At 70.6% G+C, this 17,711-nt stretch carries 12 protein-coding genes and 1 pseudogene; 10 read left to right on the plus strand and 3 right to left on the minus strand.

Annotated features, from left to right (window positions below; all coding sequences use genetic code 11):
• Positions 1 to 309 precede the first annotated feature (309 nt).
• Positions 310 to 1,311, minus strand: a complete 1,002-nt coding sequence (locus CAP_RS00280) for an NAD-dependent epimerase/dehydratase family protein (RefSeq protein WP_044234647.1) — start codon at positions 1,309 to 1,311, stop codon at positions 310 to 312.
• Between the two features lie 234 nt (positions 1,312 to 1,545).
• Here CAP_RS00280 and CAP_RS56015 point away from each other — a divergent pair.
• The 10 genes and pseudogenes from CAP_RS56015 to CAP_RS00325 form a co-directional block, all read left to right on the plus strand.
• Positions 1,546 to 1,911, plus strand: a pseudogene (locus tag CAP_RS56015) (response regulator transcription factor); the annotation flags it as partial.
• On the plus strand, positions 1,878 to 2,549 hold the full coding sequence (locus CAP_RS56020; protein ID WP_442340130.1) for an HvfA family oxazolone/thioamide-modified RiPP metallophore: 672 nt from the start codon (positions 1,878 to 1,880) through the stop codon (positions 2,547 to 2,549). The pseudogene CAP_RS56015 and the gene CAP_RS56020, both read left to right, overlap by 34 nt.
• 192 nt (positions 2,550 to 2,741) lie before the next feature.
• Positions 2,742 to 4,709 (plus strand): DUF8809 domain-containing protein, encoded by a 1,968-nt coding sequence (locus CAP_RS00290; protein ID WP_044234659.1) that lies wholly within the window; start codon positions 2,742 to 2,744, stop codon positions 4,707 to 4,709.
• A gap of 128 nt (positions 4,710 to 4,837) precedes the next feature.
• Entirely contained in the window at positions 4,838 to 5,845 is a 1,008-nt protein-coding gene (locus CAP_RS00295; RefSeq protein ID WP_044234742.1) for an AAA family ATPase, read from the plus strand.
• A 14-nt stretch (positions 5,846 to 5,859) separates the two neighbouring features.
• The gene (locus CAP_RS00300) at positions 5,860 to 6,813 is read left to right on the plus strand and encodes a DUF58 domain-containing protein (RefSeq protein ID WP_044234661.1); all 954 of its coding nucleotides are present in this window, start codon (positions 5,860 to 5,862) and stop codon (positions 6,811 to 6,813) included.
• Positions 6,814 to 6,819: 6 nt separating this feature from the next.
• The gene (locus CAP_RS00305) at positions 6,820 to 8,724 is read left to right on the plus strand and encodes a vWA domain-containing protein (protein WP_044234663.1); all 1,905 of its coding nucleotides are present in this window, start codon (positions 6,820 to 6,822) and stop codon (positions 8,722 to 8,724) included.
• Positions 8,721 to 11,555, plus strand: a complete 2,835-nt coding sequence (locus CAP_RS00310) for a VWA domain-containing protein (protein ID WP_044234664.1) — start codon at positions 8,721 to 8,723, stop codon at positions 11,553 to 11,555. Before CAP_RS00305 ends, CAP_RS00310 begins: the two co-directional genes overlap by 4 nt.
• 267 nt (positions 11,556 to 11,822) lie before the next feature.
• The gene (locus CAP_RS00315) at positions 11,823 to 12,818 is read left to right on the plus strand and encodes a homocysteine S-methyltransferase family protein (RefSeq protein ID WP_231511005.1); all 996 of its coding nucleotides are present in this window, start codon (positions 11,823 to 11,825) and stop codon (positions 12,816 to 12,818) included.
• Between the two features lie 63 nt (positions 12,819 to 12,881).
• Positions 12,882 to 14,258: a glutamate--cysteine ligase gene (locus tag CAP_RS00320; protein WP_063748615.1), complete on the plus strand. Its 1,377-nt coding sequence runs from the start codon at positions 12,882 to 12,884 to the stop codon at positions 14,256 to 14,258.
• A gap of 70 nt (positions 14,259 to 14,328) precedes the next feature.
• Positions 14,329 to 15,648, plus strand: a complete 1,320-nt coding sequence (locus CAP_RS00325) for a hemolysin family protein (RefSeq protein WP_044234665.1) — start codon at positions 14,329 to 14,331, stop codon at positions 15,646 to 15,648.
• A 4-nt stretch (positions 15,649 to 15,652) separates the two neighbouring features.
• Here CAP_RS00325 and CAP_RS43360 read toward each other — a convergent pair whose 3' ends face one another.
• Both CAP_RS43360 and CAP_RS49610 read right to left on the minus strand, forming a co-directional pair.
• Entirely contained in the window at positions 15,653 to 16,447 is a 795-nt protein-coding gene (locus CAP_RS43360) for a hypothetical protein (RefSeq protein ID WP_156040353.1), read from the minus strand.
• 8 nt (positions 16,448 to 16,455) lie between these two features.
• The gene (locus CAP_RS49610) at positions 16,456 to 16,857 is read right to left on the minus strand and encodes a hypothetical protein (protein ID WP_156040354.1); all 402 of its coding nucleotides are present in this window, start codon (positions 16,855 to 16,857) and stop codon (positions 16,456 to 16,458) included.
• Between the last annotated feature and the right edge of the window lie 854 nt (positions 16,858 to 17,711).

Here is a 17,711-nt window from a genome sequence, read left to right on the forward strand (position 1 = left end):
CTCCGGGGAGCTTTCCTTCCAGAAGGAAGAGAGGTCGGAGCGCTCCGAGGCGGCTTCCTTCCAGAAGGAAGGGAGGTCGGAACGTTCCCGGGTGCCTTCCTTCCAGAAGGAAGAGAGGTCGGAGCGCTCCGAGGCGTCTTCCTTCCAGGAGGGAGGCAGGGGGGAACGCTCCGGGGAGCTTTCCTTCCAGAAGGAAGGGAGGTCGGAACGTTCCGAGGAGGTTTTCTTCTGGAAGGAAGAGAGGTCGGAACGTTCCAGGGAGCTTTCCTGCCAGCAGGAAGAGGGGAGGGGGAGGTGACAGGCCCGGGATCAGGCCATGCCCTGGGCGCGGAACCAGGAGATGGCGCGCTCCACCGAGGTGCGGAGGGGCGTGCAGGGGAAGTCCAGCTCGCGGCGGGCCTTGGAGGCGTCGACGTAGGCGGACTGCTGAATGTAGCGGAGGCTCTTGTAGGTCGCGGCGGGCTCGGTGTGGGTCACGTGGTTGGCCCACAGCTCCATGCCGAGGGCGATGCCGCGGCCCGCCCAGCCCGGGACGTGCAGCGTGGGGGCGGGGACGCCGGAGATCTCTTCGACGAGGCGCGCGAGCTCGATGAAGCTCACGTTGTGGTTGGCGAGGATGTAGCGCTCGCCGACGCGGCCGCGGGTCTCGGCGGCGAGGTGGCCGTCTGCCACGTCGTCCACATCCACGGCCGAGACGCCGCCCGCGCCGACGGCGGGCGTCTCGCGCCGGAGCAGCGAGAGGAGGAAGCGCCCGGTGGGGGTGGGCCCGGCGTCGCCAGGGCCGAAGGGGAAGCCGGGGTTGACGACCACCACGGGCAGGCCGGCCTCCGCGAAGCGGAGCGCGGTGCGCTCGGAGAGGTGCTTGGTGAGCACGTAGTCGTTGGCGATCTCCTGGAGGTTCCACGCCACGGTCTCGTCGCTGGGGGCGCCGTCGTCGCGCAGGCCGATGGCGGCGATGGAGGAGGTGTAGACGATGCGGGGGACGCGGGCCGCGCGGGCGGCGAGCAGCGCGGTCGTGGTGCCTTCGAGGTTGACGCGGTAGATGGGCCGCGGGTCGGGCATCCACGTCTTGTAGATGGCGGCGAGGTGATGGAACGCGGCGCAGCCGTCGAGGGCCCGCGCCATGCCCACGTAGTCGCAGACGTCCACCGGGATGATCTCGACCCGGTCCGGGGGGAGTCCGTCCAGGTTCTGGCTCTTCGTCCCGGGCTCGACGAGGGCCCTCACGGAGCGCCCCCCATCGAGGATCTTTCGCACCACCGCCGAGCCGATGAAGCCCGCCGCCCCGCTGACCGCGACCACCTCGCCCATGCGCCGATGCTACGCGCATCCGGCGGCGCCTCGTCCAGGAGTCGGGCGATCCGCGTAGTCTCATCGCCGTACGGGCGCCGTTTCGCTCTGCACGAAGGGCAGCGCCGCGCTCCGGGACATGCTTCGCGCGCGCCGGGTCCGGGTGGGTCCGCCGCGCGGCGCGGGCACATCCCGGGGTCTGTGGGGAATCGTCCCTCTTGACCGATCCTCCGCCACGTACTCTCATCCGCCACCATGTCTGCTGCGAGCACCGCGCCGCTGCGCGTACTGGTTGCCGAGGACGAGCCGGCCATGCTGAGCCTCGTCACGCGTCACCTCAAGAACCTGGGCTTCTCCGTCGTCGAGGCGTCCGAAGGGGACGTCGCCTGGCGGATGGCGCAGGAACACGTGCCTGACCTCATCCTGCTCGACGTGATGATGCCCGGCATGAGTGGCTGGGAGGTTTGCCGTCGGATCAAGGGTGAAGCCGGTGAGGGCAGGCCCTTCGCCCAGACCGGCGTCATCATGCTGACCGGCATCGGCGAGAACCTGAACGAGATGACCTCGCCGCTCTTCTCGGCCGACGCATGGCTGAACAAGCCGTTCGAGTTCGCCGATCTCGACGACCGCCTGCGAGAGGTCCTGGGTCGGTACAACAAGGAGCCCGGACCCGCCTACGAGGCGGGTTCGGCCGAGTCGGGGAACGTGAGATCGCGGCGCGGCGCGCGGGCTTCGGCCTCGTCGAAGCGTACCTCGATCCCCCCGAAGAGCGCTGCCCCGGCGAAGCGCGCCGCCTCCGCGACCACCTCGTCGAGGAAGGCGAGCGCGGCGAAGGGCGCTGCGGCGAAGAAGACGGCGACGCGCGCTGGCGCAGCGAAGGGCGCTGCGGCGAAGAAGACGGCGACGCGTGCTGGCGCGGCGAAGGGCGCTGCGGCGAAGAAGACGGCGACGCGCGCTGGCGCAGCGAAGGGCGCTGCGGCGAAGGGCGCTGCGGCGAAGAAGACGGCGACGCGCGCTGGCGCAGCGAAGGGCGCTGCGGCGAAGGGCGCTGCGGCGAAGGGCGCTGCGGCGAAGAAGACGACGCGGGCTGGCGCGGCGAAGAAGGCGGCCCCTGCCAGGAAGACGGCGGGACGGGCGGGGGCCAGGAAGGCCGGCGCGGCGACGGCGAAGCGGTCCGCAGGGAAATCATCGGCCCGGAGCGCGAAGAAGTCCTCCGGGCGGTGAGATCCGCCCCTCCCGGCCATGCTTCCCGGGAATAGCACCTCACGATAAGGCGTAAGTTCTTTGCAGGCGGCGCGTTCCTCCCGAGGAACTTTCGGGCGTGCGCTACGTCTGCAGGTACAATGGCGCCCGAAGTACGTCGCGGTGTCATTCCCTGACGGGTTCCGCATGGCGATCTCCGCCACGCTCCTCCCCCAGCACGGGCGGCCCTGCCCGGATAGCCGAGCAACGTGAGCGATTCCCGCACGAAGCACCTGGGTCGTATCCACCGCGCCGCGCAGCTCGTCGAGTGGAGGCTGCGCTTCTCCCGGGCGCTCCGGGCGCTCCCCCTGGCCCTGACGGCCGCGTTCGCCGTGGCGGCCTCGGCGCTCGCGACGCGCAAGGTGATGCCGGCGCTGCTGTCGGAGCCGCGCGCGTGGCAGGTGCTCATCGGCGCAGGGGCGCTGGTGGTGGTGGTGGTGATCGCGGCGATGCTGCGGAGGCTGCCGCCGCGGGTGGGGACAATGGCGCTCGATCGCCACCACAAGCTGCACGATCGGCTGACGAACGCGGTGGCGTTCGAGTCGGTGCCGACGGCCCAGCGCTCGCCCCTGATGGAGGCGGCGATCGACGACGCCTGCGCGTTCTCCGCGGAGCTGCGGCCCGCGAAGGCCGCGCCGCTCCCGGTGCCGGACCAGCTCTGGGCGCCGGCGCTCGCGGGGCTCGGCCTGCTCGGGGTGGCGCTGCTGGAGGTGCGGGTGCCGCGGCGGGAGGCACCCGTGGCGCAGACCATCGACGCGCTCCTGATGTCGCCGGACGATCTGGAACTGTTCCGCGAGGCGTCGAAGGCGCTGGAGCGCAAGGACCAGAGCCCGGAGACGAAGGCCGCGGTGGAGCGGTTCAACCAGCTCATCGAGGACATCGCGAACAAGCGCCTCGATCGCACCGAGGCGTTCCGGCGCATGGAGGCGCTGGAGCGGGAGCTGCTCAAGGGCGCGGAGGCCGACCTCAAGGCGCTCGAAGAAGAGCTGAAGGAGACGGGCCTCGACCTGAAGAAGAGCGATCTCGCCAAGCAGGTGGGCGAGTCGCTCGAAAAGAAGGACCTGGAGAAGGCCAAGAAGGACCTGAAGGACCTCGCCGAGCGCCTGCGCGACAAGAAGAAGAAGCCCGACAAGGCGGAGCTGGAGCGGCTCCAGAAGGCGCTGGAGCGCGCGGCGGCGCGTCGCAAGGAGGCGATGCAGGCGCTGAACGAGAAGCGGGCCGAGGCGCAGGAGCAACTCCTCAAGCAGAAGCAGCAGAAGAAGAGCGAGGACGCGAAGCAGCGCGAGGAGGAAGAGCGGCTCCTGAAGAAGAAGGAGCGCGAGCTCGAGCGGCTCGATCGCGAGGCGGAGCAGAAGGAGCGCAGCGGGCGGCAGCTCGACCGGCTCGACCGCGAGCTGTCGAAGGCGGCGCAGGATCTGATGCGCGAGCTGGGGATGTCCGCCGACGATCTGGAGCAGGCCGCAGAGGACCTGAACCGCCTCCAGGAAGAGGAGATGTCCCAGCAGGAGAAGGAAGAACTGCGCCAGCGGCTGGAGGAGCTGCGGGAGGTGCTTCGCCAGCAGGGGCAGGGCGGCAAGCAGCGGATGTCGCGGATGATGCGCTTCGGCAAGCGCGCCCGCGGCGGCAGCGGCCAGCAGGGCGAAGGGCAGCAGCAGCAGGGTCAAGGCCAGGGCGAAGGCCAGGAAGGTGAAGAGGGGGAAGAGGGGCAGGAGGGCCAGGGCCAGCAGGGTCAGGGCCAGGGCCAGCAGGGGAGGAAGCCTGGCGAGGGGCAGGTCTGGGTGCTCGGTCCCGGCGGGAAGAAGATCCTGATGCCCGGTGGTGGGGGCGGTCAGCAGTCGGGGGGTCAGGGTCAGGGTCAGGAGAGCGGCGGCGAGGGCAGCCAGCCCGGCGGCGATGGCGCGGGGAAGGGGAGAGGCGGGGAGATCGCCGGCAACCGCACCGATCCCAAGATGGGGACGCAGGACGTGCAGGCCCAGGCGGTCGACACGCAGCAGGGGCCCTCGAACAGCGAGGTGATCCTCAGCGCCGCGGAGCGCGGGTTCAAGGGGGCGCCGTACAAGAAGGTGTTCACGGAGTACCGCACCGTCGCGGAGGAGCAGATCAACAAGGAGCAGATCCCCGACGGGTACAGGTTCTACGTGAACCGTTACTTCCAGCTCATCAGGCCGCGCGAGTAGAGGCAGCACGCGCTCGCGCGCTCTGGTCCCTGGTGGTGGGATGCCCGCGCAGGCGGGATCGGATGAAGAAGCCCGCGCAGGCGGGCCTGGTCGAAGGGCCCGGAGCGACGGGCCCTGTAGAGGACGCCATGGCCGAGAAGACGAAGGAAGCAGCGCGGGCCGACGTGGGCGATTTCCAGCGGAGCATCGGGGCGCTCCGGGAGGAGGTCGGCAAGGTCATCGTCGGGAACCGGGAGATCATCGACGGGGTGCTCACGTGCATGCTGGCGGGGTCGCACGCCCTGCTGGAAGGCGTGCCCGGGCTCGGCAAGACGATGCTGGTGCGCACCGTCGCCGAGGCGCTGGATCTGCAGTTCTCGCGCATCCAGTTCACGCCCGACATGATGCCGGCGGACATCATCGGCACCACGTTGATCGAGGAGGGCGCGGGTGGGCAGCGGAACTTCTCCTTCAGGAAGGGGCCGCTGTTCGCGAACATCGTGCTCGCGGACGAGGTGAACCGCGCCACGCCGAAGACGCAGAGCGCGCTGCTCGAAGCGATGCAGGAGCACCGGGTGACGATCGCGCGGCAGAGCCACACCCTGGAGCAGCCGTTCTTCGTGCTCGCGACCCAGAACCCGCTGGAGAGCGAGGGCACGTACCCGCTGCCGGAGGCGCAGCTCGACAGGTTCTTCTTCAAGCTGCACGTGGCGTTCCCGGGGCGGGAGGAGCTGAACGCGATCCTGGAGCGGACCACGGGCGCGGAGACGCCCACGGTGTCGCCGGTCCTGAACAGGCCGCGGATCCTGGAGATGCAGCGCCTCGTGCGCGAGGTGCCGGCGTCGAAGCACGTGCAGGACTACGTGGTGCGGCTGCTGCAGGCGACGCACCCCACCGTGGATGACAGCCTGGACACGGTGAAGCGGTTCGTGAAGTTCGGGGCGTCGCCGCGCGGGGCGCAGGCGCTGCTGCTGGCGGCGAAGATCAGGGCGCTCTTCGAGGGGCGGTTCGCGCCCTCCATCGAGGACGTGCGCGCGAGCGCGCTGCCAGCGCTGCGGCACCGGGTGCTGCTCAACTTCGAGGGCGAGGCGGAGGGGATCAAGACGGACGACGTGCTGACGTCGATCCTCAAGCACCTGCCCGAGAGCAGCAAGTAACGGTCGGAGCTGCCATGGGCCTGCTCGACGTCTTCAAGAGGGCTGCTTCACCGCTGTCACGCCGCGCGCGCGGCGCGTCGGTGAGCGTCGACGACGATCTGTTCGACGACGAGTTCCAGCGCAAGCTTGACTACCTGGCCATGGTGAGCCGCCGGGTGTTCTCGGGGGCGATGCGCGCCGAGCGGCGCACGAAGAAGACCGGCTCGGGGGTGGAGTTCGCGGATCACCGCGACTACGCGCCGGGCGACGACATCCGCTACCTGGACTGGGCGGCGTACCAGCGCTTCGACAGGCTGCTCATCCGCCTCTACGAGGAGGAGGAGGACCTCGCGATCTACTTCATCCTCGACACCTCGGCGTCGATGGCGTTCGGCGACGGGGAGAAGCTCCGGCACGGCAAGCGGCTCTGCGCGGCGCTGGCGTACGTGGGGCTCGCGAACCTCGACCGGATCACGGTGGTGACCGCGACCGACGAGATCAGCGGGCGCATGCCGTCGACGCGCGGTAAGGCGCGGATCTTCCGGATCTTCCGCTTCCTGCGCGGGGCCGGGGCGGACGGGGCGACGGACCTCGGCGAGGCGATGAAGACCTTCGTGGCGCAGCACAAGCGGCGCGGGCTCGCGGTGCTGGTGAGCGATCTCTACGATCCCGCCGGCTTCGAGCGGGGGATCAACGTGCTCCGGTACAACAAGTTCGAGCCGTTCGTGCTCCACGTGGCCGATCCGCGCGAGGCGCGGCCCGACTTGCGGGGGGACGTGCGGGTGTACGACTGCGAGTCCGGAGAGGAGCGCGAGGTGACGGTGACCGCAAAGGTGCTGGAGCGCTACGGCCAGGCCTACGAGGAGTACCTGGAAGAGGTGAAGCGCTTCTGCACGGCGCGGCAGGTGAGCTACTTCCGCGCCGACGTGTCCGTACCCTTCGACGAGCTGATCCTCCGCGTGTTCCGGCGCGGCGGGTTCCTGCGGTAGGCGGCGATGCACTTCACCGGACTCCCGCTCGCCACCTTGCTCCAGATCGGCGCCGTCGCCGGGGCGCTGGTGGTGGCGTTCTACATCCTCAAGCTGAAGCGGCGCCCGGTGCCGGTGCCGTTCTCGCGGATCTGGGAGCGCATCCTGCGCGACAAGGAGGCGACGAGCCTCTTCTCGCAGCTCAAGCGGCTGCTGTCGCTCTTGCTCCAGCTCGCGCTGCTGGCGCTGCTCCTCCTCGCGCTCGGCGATCCGCGCACGGCGGCGAACACCATCGAGGGGCGCAACATCGTGGTGCTGCTCGACGCGAGCGCGAGCATGAAGGCGACCGACGTCGCCCCGTCGCGCATGGAGGCGGCGCGGGACGAGGTGAAGAGGATGGTCCGCGGCCTGTCCGGGAGCGATCGCATGCTGATCGCGCAGATGGACGCCGCGGTGACGCCGCTGTCGACGCTGACGGGCGAGATCGCGGACCTGGAGGCCGCGGTCGCGGCGGTGAAGGCGACGGACGCGACGGCGGACTTCGCGCGGGCGCTCAGGTTCGCGACGGACACGCTGCGGGGGATGTCGTCGCCGGAGATCATCGTGGTGAGCGACGGGGCACTCGGGGACCCGTCGGACGGGGCGGGGGCCGTGGACACGGGGGACGCGAAGCTGTCGTTCGTGCCGGTGGGCAAGGGCGGGCGCAACGCGGCGATCACCCAGTTCTCGGTGCGGCGCTACCCGCTCGACAAGAGCCGCTACGAGGTGATGCTGGAGGTCACCAACACCAGCGACGAGGTGCTCGATCTGGAGCTGAGCCTCCTCGGCGATGGGCAGCTCACGGACCTGACCCGGCTCAAGCTGCAGCCGAAGGAGCGGCTGCCGCGGTTCTACCCGAACCTGTCGGGCGCGTCGCGGACCCTGGAGGCGAAGCTCGCGCTCGCCGACGGTGGGTCCGACGAGCTGCCCGCCGACGACCGTGCGTTCGCGCTCCTGCCGGAGCGGCGGCGGGCGCGGGTGCAGGTGGTGTCGCCGGGGAACATGTACCTGGAGGCGGCGCTCCTGCTCGACGAGTACCTCGACGTGACGGTGGTGGACCCCGGGCGCTATCCGGGGAACGGGTCGTTCGACGTGACGATCTTCGACGGGGTGACGCCGAACGTGGCGCCGGGGAGCGGGAGCCTGCTCTACCTGAACCCCACCGGCACCAACGTGCCCTTCGAGGTGAGCAAGGAGGTCGCGGACGACGACCCCAACTACCGCCTGGGCTTCGACGAGCTGGACGCGAAGCACCCCATCCTCCGGTACACCTCGCTCAGCGACGTGAACGTGGCGCGCGCGCACGTGCTGAAGGGCGAGAAGGAGGACAAGGTCGTCGCCAGCAGCTACAAGGGGCCGCTGCTCCTCCAGGGGCGGCGGGCGGGGGTGAAGTTCGTGGCGCTCGGGATGGACATCCGGGAGAGCGATCTGCCGCTCCGGATCTCGTGGCCGCTGCTCCTGCTCAACACCATCAACGACTTCGTGGAGGAGGACACGGGCTACATCTCCTCGTTCCGCACGGGGGTGGTGTGGCACATCCCGGCCCCGTCAGCGGCGGAGAGCGGGACGCTGTCCCTCCCCGACGGGAGCACGCGGTCAGTGCCGATCAAGGACGGGCGGGCGGTGTTCCTCGGGCAGCAGGCGGGGTTCTACACGCTCGCGGTCGGTGCGCCCGGCTCGGAGGAGAAGAGCATGTTCGCGGCGAACCTCTCGTCGGCGGCGGAGAGCGCGATCACGCCGGTGCCGGATCTCAAGGTGCACGGGCGCGCGGCGGGCGCGGTGGGTGAGTTCAAGATCGGCGTGCGGCGCGAGATCTGGGTGTACCTGCTCGCGGCGGTGCTGCTGGTGACCGCGATCGAGTGGCTGACATATCACAGGAGGGTGACGGTGTGAGCGTGTGGAAGGGGCGCCGCTTCCGGGTCATCGCCTGGACCATCACCTGCGTCGCGCTGGCGGGGCTGCTCTTCTGGGCCTACCGGCGCTTCGTGCTCCTGCACCCGGACCCGACGCTCACCTGGGAGCGGGGAGGGGTGAAGTACGAGCTGCTCAACCCGAAGATGCTCGGGGCCGCGCTGCTCGCGCCGTGGTTCGTCGCGGTGCTCGGGGCCTCGCTCGCGGACCTGCCCTGGCAGCAGCGGATCCTCTCGGTGCTCCTGCGGGTGGCCTTCGTGGCCCTCGTGGCGCTGGGGCTCTCGCGGCTGGCGCGCACGGCGACGACGGAAAAGGTGGCGACGGTCTACCTCGTCGACGTGTCCGACTCTGTGACGGACGAGGCGCTGGGCGACGCGCGCGAGGCGGTGCGGCGGGCATACGCGGAGAAGCCCGAGGACGCGGTGATCAAGGTGATCACCTTCGCGCGGCGGCCGCGGCTCGATGAAGGCGGAGAGCCCGGATCGGGGACGGAGGACGCGGAGAAGCAGCCGCCGCTTCCCACCATCGGGCGCCACGTGGACGCGCAGGGGAAGCGGGGCGATCTCGGCGCGGGATCGAACCTGCAGGCGGCGCTGCAGCTCGCGTACGGGCTGTACCCGCCGGGGTACCTGAAGCGGGCGGTGCTGCTCTCGGACGGGGTGCAGACCGATGGCGACGTGATCGCGGAGGCGAACCGGGCGCGTGATTTCGGGGTGCGGCTCCACACCATCCCGTACCGCAGGCCGGCGCCGGCCGAGGTGGCCCTCCGCGATCTGCGGATGCCGGACCGGGTGAAGGTGGGGGAGACCTTCGAGATCCACGCCGACATCTACGCGAGCCGCGCGACGACGGCGCGGGCCAGGCTCCAGCAGGGGGAGATGCTGAACGGCCTCGAAGGCCTGAAGCAGCTCGACCTCAAGGCCGGCGCGAACGACGTGGTGTTCAAGAGCGTGGTGCGCGTCGCGGGGCAGGTGACCTACGCGCTCGACCTGGAGGAGCTGAAGGACGACACCTTCAAGGAGAACAACCGCTGGGCGACCACCATCGACGTGCCGGGGCGCCCCGCGGTGCTCTACATCGAGGGGACGCCGCAGCACGCGGGGCCCTTGTCGAGCGCGCTCACGGCGCAGCAGCTCGACGTGGACGTGCGCCCGCCGGCGGGGTTCCCCGGGTCGATCAAGGAGCTGGAGCGCTTCGACTTCCTCATCGTCTCCGACACGGCGAAGGAGGCGATGAGCCTCCAGGCCCAGGAGCTGATCGAGACGTACGTGCGCGATCTCGGGGGCGGGTTCCTCTTCGCGGGGGGCGAGAGCGGCTACGGGCTCGGCGGCTGGTACCGCACCACGATGGAGCGGATCCTGCCGGTGCGGATGGACAACGAGCGGAAGAAGGAGATGCCCAGCGTGGCGATGTCGCTGGTCATCGATCGCTCGGGGTCGATGACCGGCCTGCCGCTGGAGATGGCGAAGGCCGCCGCGAAGGCGACGGCGGGGGTGCTGGGCTCGGACGATCTGATCCAGGTGATCGCGTTCGACACGGCACCGACGCGCTACGTGAAGATGCAGCCGGCGCGGAACCGGGCGCGCATCGCCGGGGAGATCGCCCGCATCCAGCCGGGGGGCGGGACGGAGATCTTCTCCGCGCTCGACGCGGCCTACCAGGACATGACGGTCACGCAGGCGCGGAAGAAGCACGTCATCCTGCTGACGGACGGCAAGGCGCCGTCGGGCGGGATCCGTGACGTGGTGTCGGCGATGGCCGCCGAGTCGATCACCGTGACCACGGTGGGGCTCGGGAGCGACGTCGACGATCAGCTCCTCAAGATGATGGCCGACGTGAGCGGGGGCCGGTACCACGCGGTCGCCGATCCCAACAACCTGCCGCGCGTCTTCACGAAGGAGACGGAGATGATCGCGCGGGCGGCGGCGGTGGAGGAGTGGTTCCCGGTGACGCAGGTGGGGGAAGCGGCGTTCCTGCGGGGGATCGACGTGCGGACCGCGCCGTACCTGCACGGCTATGTCTCCACCAAGCTGAAGCCGACGCCGGCGCAGGAGCTGCTCACGAGCGACGTGGGCGAGCCGATCCTGGCGCGCTGGCGGGTGGGGCTCGGGTGGACGCTGGCCTGGACGAGCGACGTGAAGTCGCGCTGGGCGGTGGAGTGGCTGAGGTGGCCGGGGTTCGAGCGGTTCTGGGGGCAGCTCGTCCACGAGCACATGCGGCAGAAGCACCGGCGCGAGCTGGACATGAAGGCCGAGATCGTGGGCGGCGAGCTGCGCGCGTCGGTCGATGCGTTCGGCGTCGACGAGCGCTTCGACAACAACCTGAGCTCGAAGCTGAGCATCATCGGGCCGGAGCCCGGGGGTGAGACGCGGGTCGTCGACATGCGCCAGACGGCGCCGGGGCGCTACGAGGTGGCGGTGCCGCTCGACAGGTTCGGCTCGTTCCTGCTGCGGGCGGAGCACCTGCGCGAGGCGACCGACGGGTCGATGAAGCAGGCAGCGGTGAGCTACGGGCACGTGTCGAACCCGTACCCGCGCGAGTACGCGAGCTTCGAGCCCGACGTCCCGACGCTCGACAAGGCGGCGGCGGCGACGGGCGGCAAGGTCGATCCGGAGAGCGTGGCGGCCATCTTCGATCCGGCCGGGGAGAAGGTGACCTTCCACGAGGAGCTGTGGAGCCGCTTCATCTACGCGGCGATCGTGGTGTTCCTCCTCGACCTGCTGGTACGGCGCGTGCGGCTCTTCGATCGCAAATTCGTGGCCCGCCGGGGGCGGACGGCCGACTCGGGCCGGAAAGCCCACGCGGCCTCGTGAGGTCCGGTCGGGCGTCGTCACGGTCAAGGGTGCGGGGGGGGCGCCGGGTCGCGCTGGCGAGCCTGGCGGTATTCCATCGGGTCAGGGTGTACCGCCGGCTTGTCAGGGCGCTGCCCGCCGCGCGGCGTCGAGCCCGGGGTGCACCATTTCGCGATGCGCCGGGTCAGTCTTGGGCTAGTTTCCCGGAGAGCACAGGTGATCGGCGAGCAGGGACAGGCTGCCAGCAGCGTCAGCGCAGACGAAGCGACGATCGTTCGCCCGTCGGGCATGCGTCCGCTCCTGATGGGCTGTGACGCGCTCGCTGCCCTGCGGGCCCTCGGGGTGCGGCTGGATCCCACGGCCCCTCTGGGCAGGCTGATCCGCGAGGCTCCCGACGCGGTGCGCAATCTCTACGAGGCGCAGATCGAGGCCGGGGTGGACGTGCTGTGTGCGCTCACCTGGGGCACGACCCCGAGGGCGCTGGCGCCGATCGGGATGGCCTTCCGGGCTGCCGCGTTGACGGGGGTGGCGGTGGACCTGGCGCTGGAGGCCACCGCGACGGTGTCGCGCCGCGTGGCCGTGGCCGGGGTGCTCGGGCGGTTCCCGGCGAACGTGAGCGGGCCCGAGGCCGACCGGGTCGCGGAGGATTACGCGACCCACGCGACCCGGATGTCCGCGGCGGGGTGCGAGATCCTGATGGCGTGCGGCTTCGACGCCGCTTCGCCCGTGCCGGCGGGGCTGGCGAGGATGGCGCGGCGTGCCGCGGTGGACAGCGCGAACGCGACGCAGCTCGCGACGTGGGTCCACCTGGAGCTGACGCCGGGCTCGTGCACGGCCGACGGTGAGAAGCTGGAAGATGCCGTCCAGGTGGCGATCGACGGCGGGGTGGACTCGATCGTGCTCGACGTGGACTCGTCGACGCTCGGCCTCGGCGCGCTGTCGCGGCTGAAGAAGACCAAGTTCGACGGTCAGATCGGCTTCTCGCTCGGCGCCTCGGCGGGCGCTGCCCTCCAGCAGGAACGGGCGGCGGCCGCTGGCCCGGAAGGGCAGGCAAGTCGAGAAGAACATGGCGGGCAAGAACACCAGGCGGAGGGGGCGTCCGGGGAGGATGCGCCCGGAGTGATGTCCGACGTCGACGCATGGGTTGCCGCCGCGATGCGTTTGATCGATGCCGGTGCCCGGATCGTCGGCGGAGGCGCGGGGACCACAGTGGAACACCTCGCATCTCTCTCGAAGGTCCTCCGGGAAGCCAGGCGCGTGCCCGCCTGGCGTCGGACGGTCTGAGCGGGCCTGTTGCCCGGGGGGGGGCTACCAGCCGCACAAAGATGCACCAGAGCAAGGTTGAAGATGGCCGAAGGTAGCCTGGCGGGCGATGTGAAAGAACAGCAGTTCCTGAGTTCTCGGGACGATCTCCTCGCGCCGTTCTTCGAGGCGATGAAGCCCGAAGAGCTGCACCGGATCGGAGCTGAAGCCGAGAAGTTCGGCGTGGATGCGTCGACGGGCGCGGCGCTGCCGTACGAGGGCGAGCGGAGCGTGCTGACGGTGCTCGGGGCGCTCGTCGAGCGGCACGGGTGGACACCAGAGCCGGAGAAGCCAGGCGGGCCGCTGATCGCGCTGCTGCGGCGCGGGGCCTCGGTGACCCTGGAGCCGGGAGGGCAGCTCGAACTCTCCGGCGCGCCCCTGGAGAACATCCACCAGATCTGTCTGGAGATGAGCGGCCACCTGGCCGAGCTGCGCGACATCTCGGCGGAGCTCCACCTGGTCTGGCTCGGGATCGGGTTCCACCCGTTCGCGCGGCAGGAGGACCTCACCTGGGTGCCGAAGGGGCGCTACCCGATCATGCAGCGCTACCTGCCCACACGGGGCCAGTACGGGCACGACATGATGCGCCGGACGTGTACCGTGCAGGCGAACTTCGACTATGCGAGCGAGGAGAAGGCGATGCGGGCGATGCGCGTCACGCTGCGCCTGTCGCCGCTCGTGACGGCGATGTTCGCGAACTCTCCGTTCTACGAGGGCAAGCCCTTCGGGGGGCGGAGCTACCGCGCCAGGGTGTGGCTCGACGTGGACCCGTCGCGGCAAGGGCTGATCCAGCGGGTGATGGAGGATGGGCAGAGCTTCTTCGACTACGTCGAGTGGGCTCTCGATGCGCCGATGTTCCTGATCAAGCGCGACGGGAAGGTCCTCGACAACACCAGCCAGACGTTCCGCGAGTTCATGGAGCACGGCGCCCACGGCTACCGGGCCACGCGGAGCGACTGGGAGACGCACCTGAACACCATGTTCCCGGAGGTGCGGCTGAAGCGGACCATCGAGGTGCGTGGCGCGGACTCGCTCCCGGCCAACCTGATCTGCGCGCTGCCGGCGCTGTGGACCGGGATCCTCTACGACGCCCAGGCGCTCGACGAGGCCGAGGCGCTCTCGGAGAGCTACACGTACGACGAGCTGATGGCGCTCCGCCCGGCGATCGCCGAGGAGGCGCTCCAGGCGACCTTCAGGGGGAAGAAGCTGGCGACGTACGCCGAGCGGCTCCTGGAGATCTCCGCAGGAGGGCTCGCGCGGCGGGGGCGCGTGAACAAGAACGGCAAGGACGAGCGGGTGCATCTTGAGCGCCTCGGTGGCCTCGTCTCCCGGGGCATGTCGCCCGCGGACGCGATGCTCGAGCAGCTCGGCGAGGGCGGCTCCGATCCTCGCCGCCGGATCCTGGAGCTCGCCAGGATCTGACACGCCTTCGACCTCCTCCCGCAGCGCCGGCTGACCGGTTGCGCGACGGGAGGGGGAGAACCTCTCCGGCATGACCATCGTCTATCTCCTGGCAACCGCGCTCCTGGTGCTTCTCAACGCGTTCTTCGTCGCGTCGGAGTTCGCCATCGTGAAGATGCGCCCGACGCGGCTGGAGCAGCTCGTGCGCGAGGGGAACGCGCAGGCGAAGCTCGCGCTCAGGATGTCGCAGCACCTCGACTCCTACCTCTCCGCAAACCAGCTCGGCATCACCCTCGCGTCGCTGGGCCTCGGCTGGCTCGGCGAGCCGGCGATCGCCCACCTCATCGAGCCCCTGCTCGAACCTTTCGGCAAGTGGGCCGGGGTCGGCGCGCACGGCATCGCAGTGGCGATCTCGTTCATCGTGATCACCGCGCTCCACACCGTTATCGGTGAGCTCGCGCCCAAGTCGCTCGCGATCCAGCGCACCGAGCAGGTGACGCTCCTCGCCGCGTACCCGCTGCACGGGTTTTTCCTGATGGCCTGGCCGGTGATCTGGGTCCTGAACTCCCTCGCCAACGCCTTCGTGCGGCTCTTCGGCCTGCAGCCGGCGGGTGAAGAGGAGATCGCGCACACCTCGGAGGAGCTGCGGCTCCTGCTGACGCGGAGCCCGGCGGGCCTGGATCCGGCGCTGCGCAGCATGCTGGTGCGGATCTTCGACCTGCGGCGGCGGACGGCGCGCAACGTGATGTCGCTGCGCACGGACGCGGCGACCCTGCGCGGCAACATGACCATCGACGAGGCGGTGCGCCACGCGGGCGACGCGGGGTACTCGCGCTACCCGGTGCTCGACGAGACCGGCAAGACCGTGCTCGGCTACCTGCACCTGCGCGACCTGTTCGACGTGCTGAGCGGGCGGAGGCGCGCGTCGAGGGTGGCCGAGCTCCTGCGCAAGCCCATCTTCGCGCGCGACAACATCACCGTGGAGCGCCTGCGGCTGGAGATGCAGGCGCGCCAGGTGCCCGTGGCGATCATCACCTCGGCGACCGGCGAGTTCATCGGGCTGGTCACCATGGAGGACCTGCTCGAGGAGATCGTGGGCGAGATCCGCGACGAGAACGACGAGGAGGTCCCGCCCATCCACCGCCGCGGGGGTGGCATCGTGGACGTGGACGGGCGCGTGCTGCTCGCCGACCTGGAGCGGGACGCGCACATCACGCTGCTGCCCGAGGTGAAGAGCGTGGAGACCGTGGGCGGCTACATGATCGCGCGCCTGGAGCACCCGCCCGAGGCAGGGGAGCGGGTGGAGTGCGAGGGGCACACGCTCGTCGCCATCGACGTCGCGGGGCGGAGGGTGCGCCGGGTGCGCATCGTGCCGACCGAGCCCGAGGCCCCGATCCCGCCCAAGGAGTGAGGGTTCACCGCGGGAGCGGCGGGGCCTCGCAGCGGATCAGCGCGCCGGTGCGGCGGGCATCCTGGTCCACCAGCGCGAGCGCTTCCTCCAGGCGCTGACGGTTGGCGGCAGGCACCTCGGGGGCTGCGGCGTCGAGGCGGAGGCGCTCGCGCAGTTCGAGCTGGATGTCGTAGACCTTCTGCAGGGCGCGCGCGTGCTGGTCGGGTGAGCCCTCGGCCGAGGCCTGCGCGCGTTTCTCCTGCTCTTCGAGCTCGGTCGAGAGCGCGGTGACGTCGCGCGGCGGGGCGTACCGGTAGAGGCCCTCGCACCGGTTCGCGCGCGGCCCGAGCAGCACGTGGGCCTGCTGCGCTTCCGCGCGCCCGCGCTCGTCGGGAGACGGAGCGACGAACGCGATCGCGTAGCCCTTGACCGCCATGGCCGTGCCGGGGGCGAAGCCTGGGCCTTCCCCGTCCGCCGTGCGTGGCAGGGTCGTGCCGTTCAGGGCCTGCGCGACGCAGGTGGCGAGCGCCTGTCCCCGCGCGTCGTCGGGGGTGACGGCGGTGACGCGGGCGTCGCGCAGGCGCGACATCTCTCCCTCCACGGTGAAGTCCACGGTGGTCACGTACTCTCCCTGGAACCCGGAGGCCTCGACCTGCTTCTCCCAGCAGGAGACGACGAGGGGGAGGTGGCCAGGCTGCGCTGCGGCCACGAGCTGGGCTGCGAGCGCAGGACTTCCCGCGCACCCCAGCGACGTCCCGGCGAGCGACACTCCGGCGAGCGTCAGCGCGAGGTGCCGCGCCGCCAGGGTCACTCCATCCATCGCCCGCATCATCGCGGTGCTCCTTGCGGTGCTACCGGCCTGGTCGAAGTCCCCTGCGGCGCGCCTGCGGGAGGCGCGAGGATGCTGGCGTTCAGCGCGCTGTAGTCCGGATAGAGCCGTGTCTCCCCCCGTACGCCAAGGTAACGAACCGTGGTCGCGGCGCGCTGCTCGCCCTGGAGCTTCGGCATGTCCAGCGTGTGCTGACAACCGAGCAGAAAGACGGTCGCAGCGGCAAGCAAGGCGCAGTGAATGCCGCGGCCCCGAAGCTGGCGGAGGCTCCCGGGTAGCCTTCGGGAGAGCGCCGCGCGGGGGCTTCGTGCCGTGGTGGTGGACGTGACGAGGCCCTGGAGCAAGGCGGGGGCAGCGGCCAGGGCAGCAGGGTTCGGCGCGAGGGCAGAGCGTCCCATCATCAGCCTTCTATCAGGATCCTCGCCGAGGAAACACTGCGGGGGCAGACGTCGGGGCGAGGCGCGGATCCTGGTACAAACTTCTCTTGAGGGGTACTAGGCTCGGGCCCTCCGTGGAAACGCTCGCCGATCGAATCTCGCGCGATGGACCGCTGAACGAGCTCGACGCAGTCGGATGGGCCATTCGTCTCGCGAAGCGGATCGAGGCGCTTCACGCCCTGGGCGTCGCGCACGGCAGCATCTCGCCAGCCTGCGTGGTCACCACCGCCGTCGACCGCAGCTCGAAGGGCGTGCTCGTCGACGTGCGGCGCATTCCGAGCCGGCTCGCCTACCAGTCGCCCGAGCGCGCGGCGGGGGGCGACCTGTCGCCGACCGATGACGTGTGGGCCATCGCGGCGACGCTCTACGAGATGCTGACCGCCACCTCCGCCTTCGGAGGCGTGAACGACGTGGAGACGCGGCAGCGCCTCTCGGCCGCGTCGCCTGCGCCGCTCGCGGTGTTCGACGTGGGTGACGACGACCTCCAGCACATCATCGACAGCGCGTTCCAGCGCGAGCCGGCAGCCCGCATCCGGAACGCTGCGGCGCTGCGCAAGGCGCTGGAGGAGTGGCACCCCGACATGGGCGTGCGGGGCCTCCGGGCCCTGGAGGACGAGGACTCCACGAGCGACGACGACGACGACGACGTCCGCACCGTCATGAGGGCGGGTGACCTCACGCCGGAGCCACCGCGCGCCGGGCCTGCGGTGCAGCGTCCTGCCGCAGGGTTTCCTGCCCAGCGTCCCGCCGCAGGCGCTCCGGCGGTGGGCTTCGGGCCACCTCCTGGCGCCCGCCCCATGGCAGCCGCGCCGAAACCC

It is taken from the genome of Chondromyces apiculatus DSM 436 (genome assembly GCF_000601485.1).
GTDB classification, from domain to species: Bacteria; Myxococcota_A; Polyangia; order Polyangiales; family Polyangiaceae; genus Chondromyces; species Chondromyces apiculatus.

Coding starts and splice junctions, on each gene's coding strand:
- CAP_RS00280 (WP_044234647.1), bottom strand. CDS start 1,311: ATGGGCGAGGTGGTCGCGGTCAGCGGGGCGGCGGGCTTCATCGGCTCG.
- CAP_RS43360 (WP_156040353.1), bottom strand. CDS start 16,447: ATGGATGGAGTGACCCTGGCGGCGCGGCACCTCGCGCTGACGCTCGCC.
- CAP_RS49610 (WP_156040354.1), bottom strand. CDS start 16,857: ATGATGGGACGCTCTGCCCTCGCGCCGAACCCTGCTGCCCTGGCCGCT.
- CAP_RS56020 (WP_442340130.1), top strand. CDS start 1,878: ATGGCTGAACAAGCCGTTCGAGTTCGCCGATCTCGACGACCGCCTGCG.
- CAP_RS00320 (WP_063748615.1), top strand. CDS start 12,882: ATGGCCGAAGGTAGCCTGGCGGGCGATGTGAAAGAACAGCAGTTCCTG.
- CAP_RS00315 (WP_231511005.1), top strand. CDS start 11,823: ATGCGTCCGCTCCTGATGGGCTGTGACGCGCTCGCTGCCCTGCGGGCC.
- CAP_RS00325 (WP_044234665.1), top strand. CDS start 14,329: ATGACCATCGTCTATCTCCTGGCAACCGCGCTCCTGGTGCTTCTCAAC.
- CAP_RS00300 (WP_044234661.1), top strand. CDS start 5,860: ATGGGCCTGCTCGACGTCTTCAAGAGGGCTGCTTCACCGCTGTCACGC.
- CAP_RS00295 (WP_044234742.1), top strand. CDS start 4,838: ATGGCCGAGAAGACGAAGGAAGCAGCGCGGGCCGACGTGGGCGATTTC.
- CAP_RS00305 (WP_044234663.1), top strand. CDS start 6,820: ATGCACTTCACCGGACTCCCGCTCGCCACCTTGCTCCAGATCGGCGCC.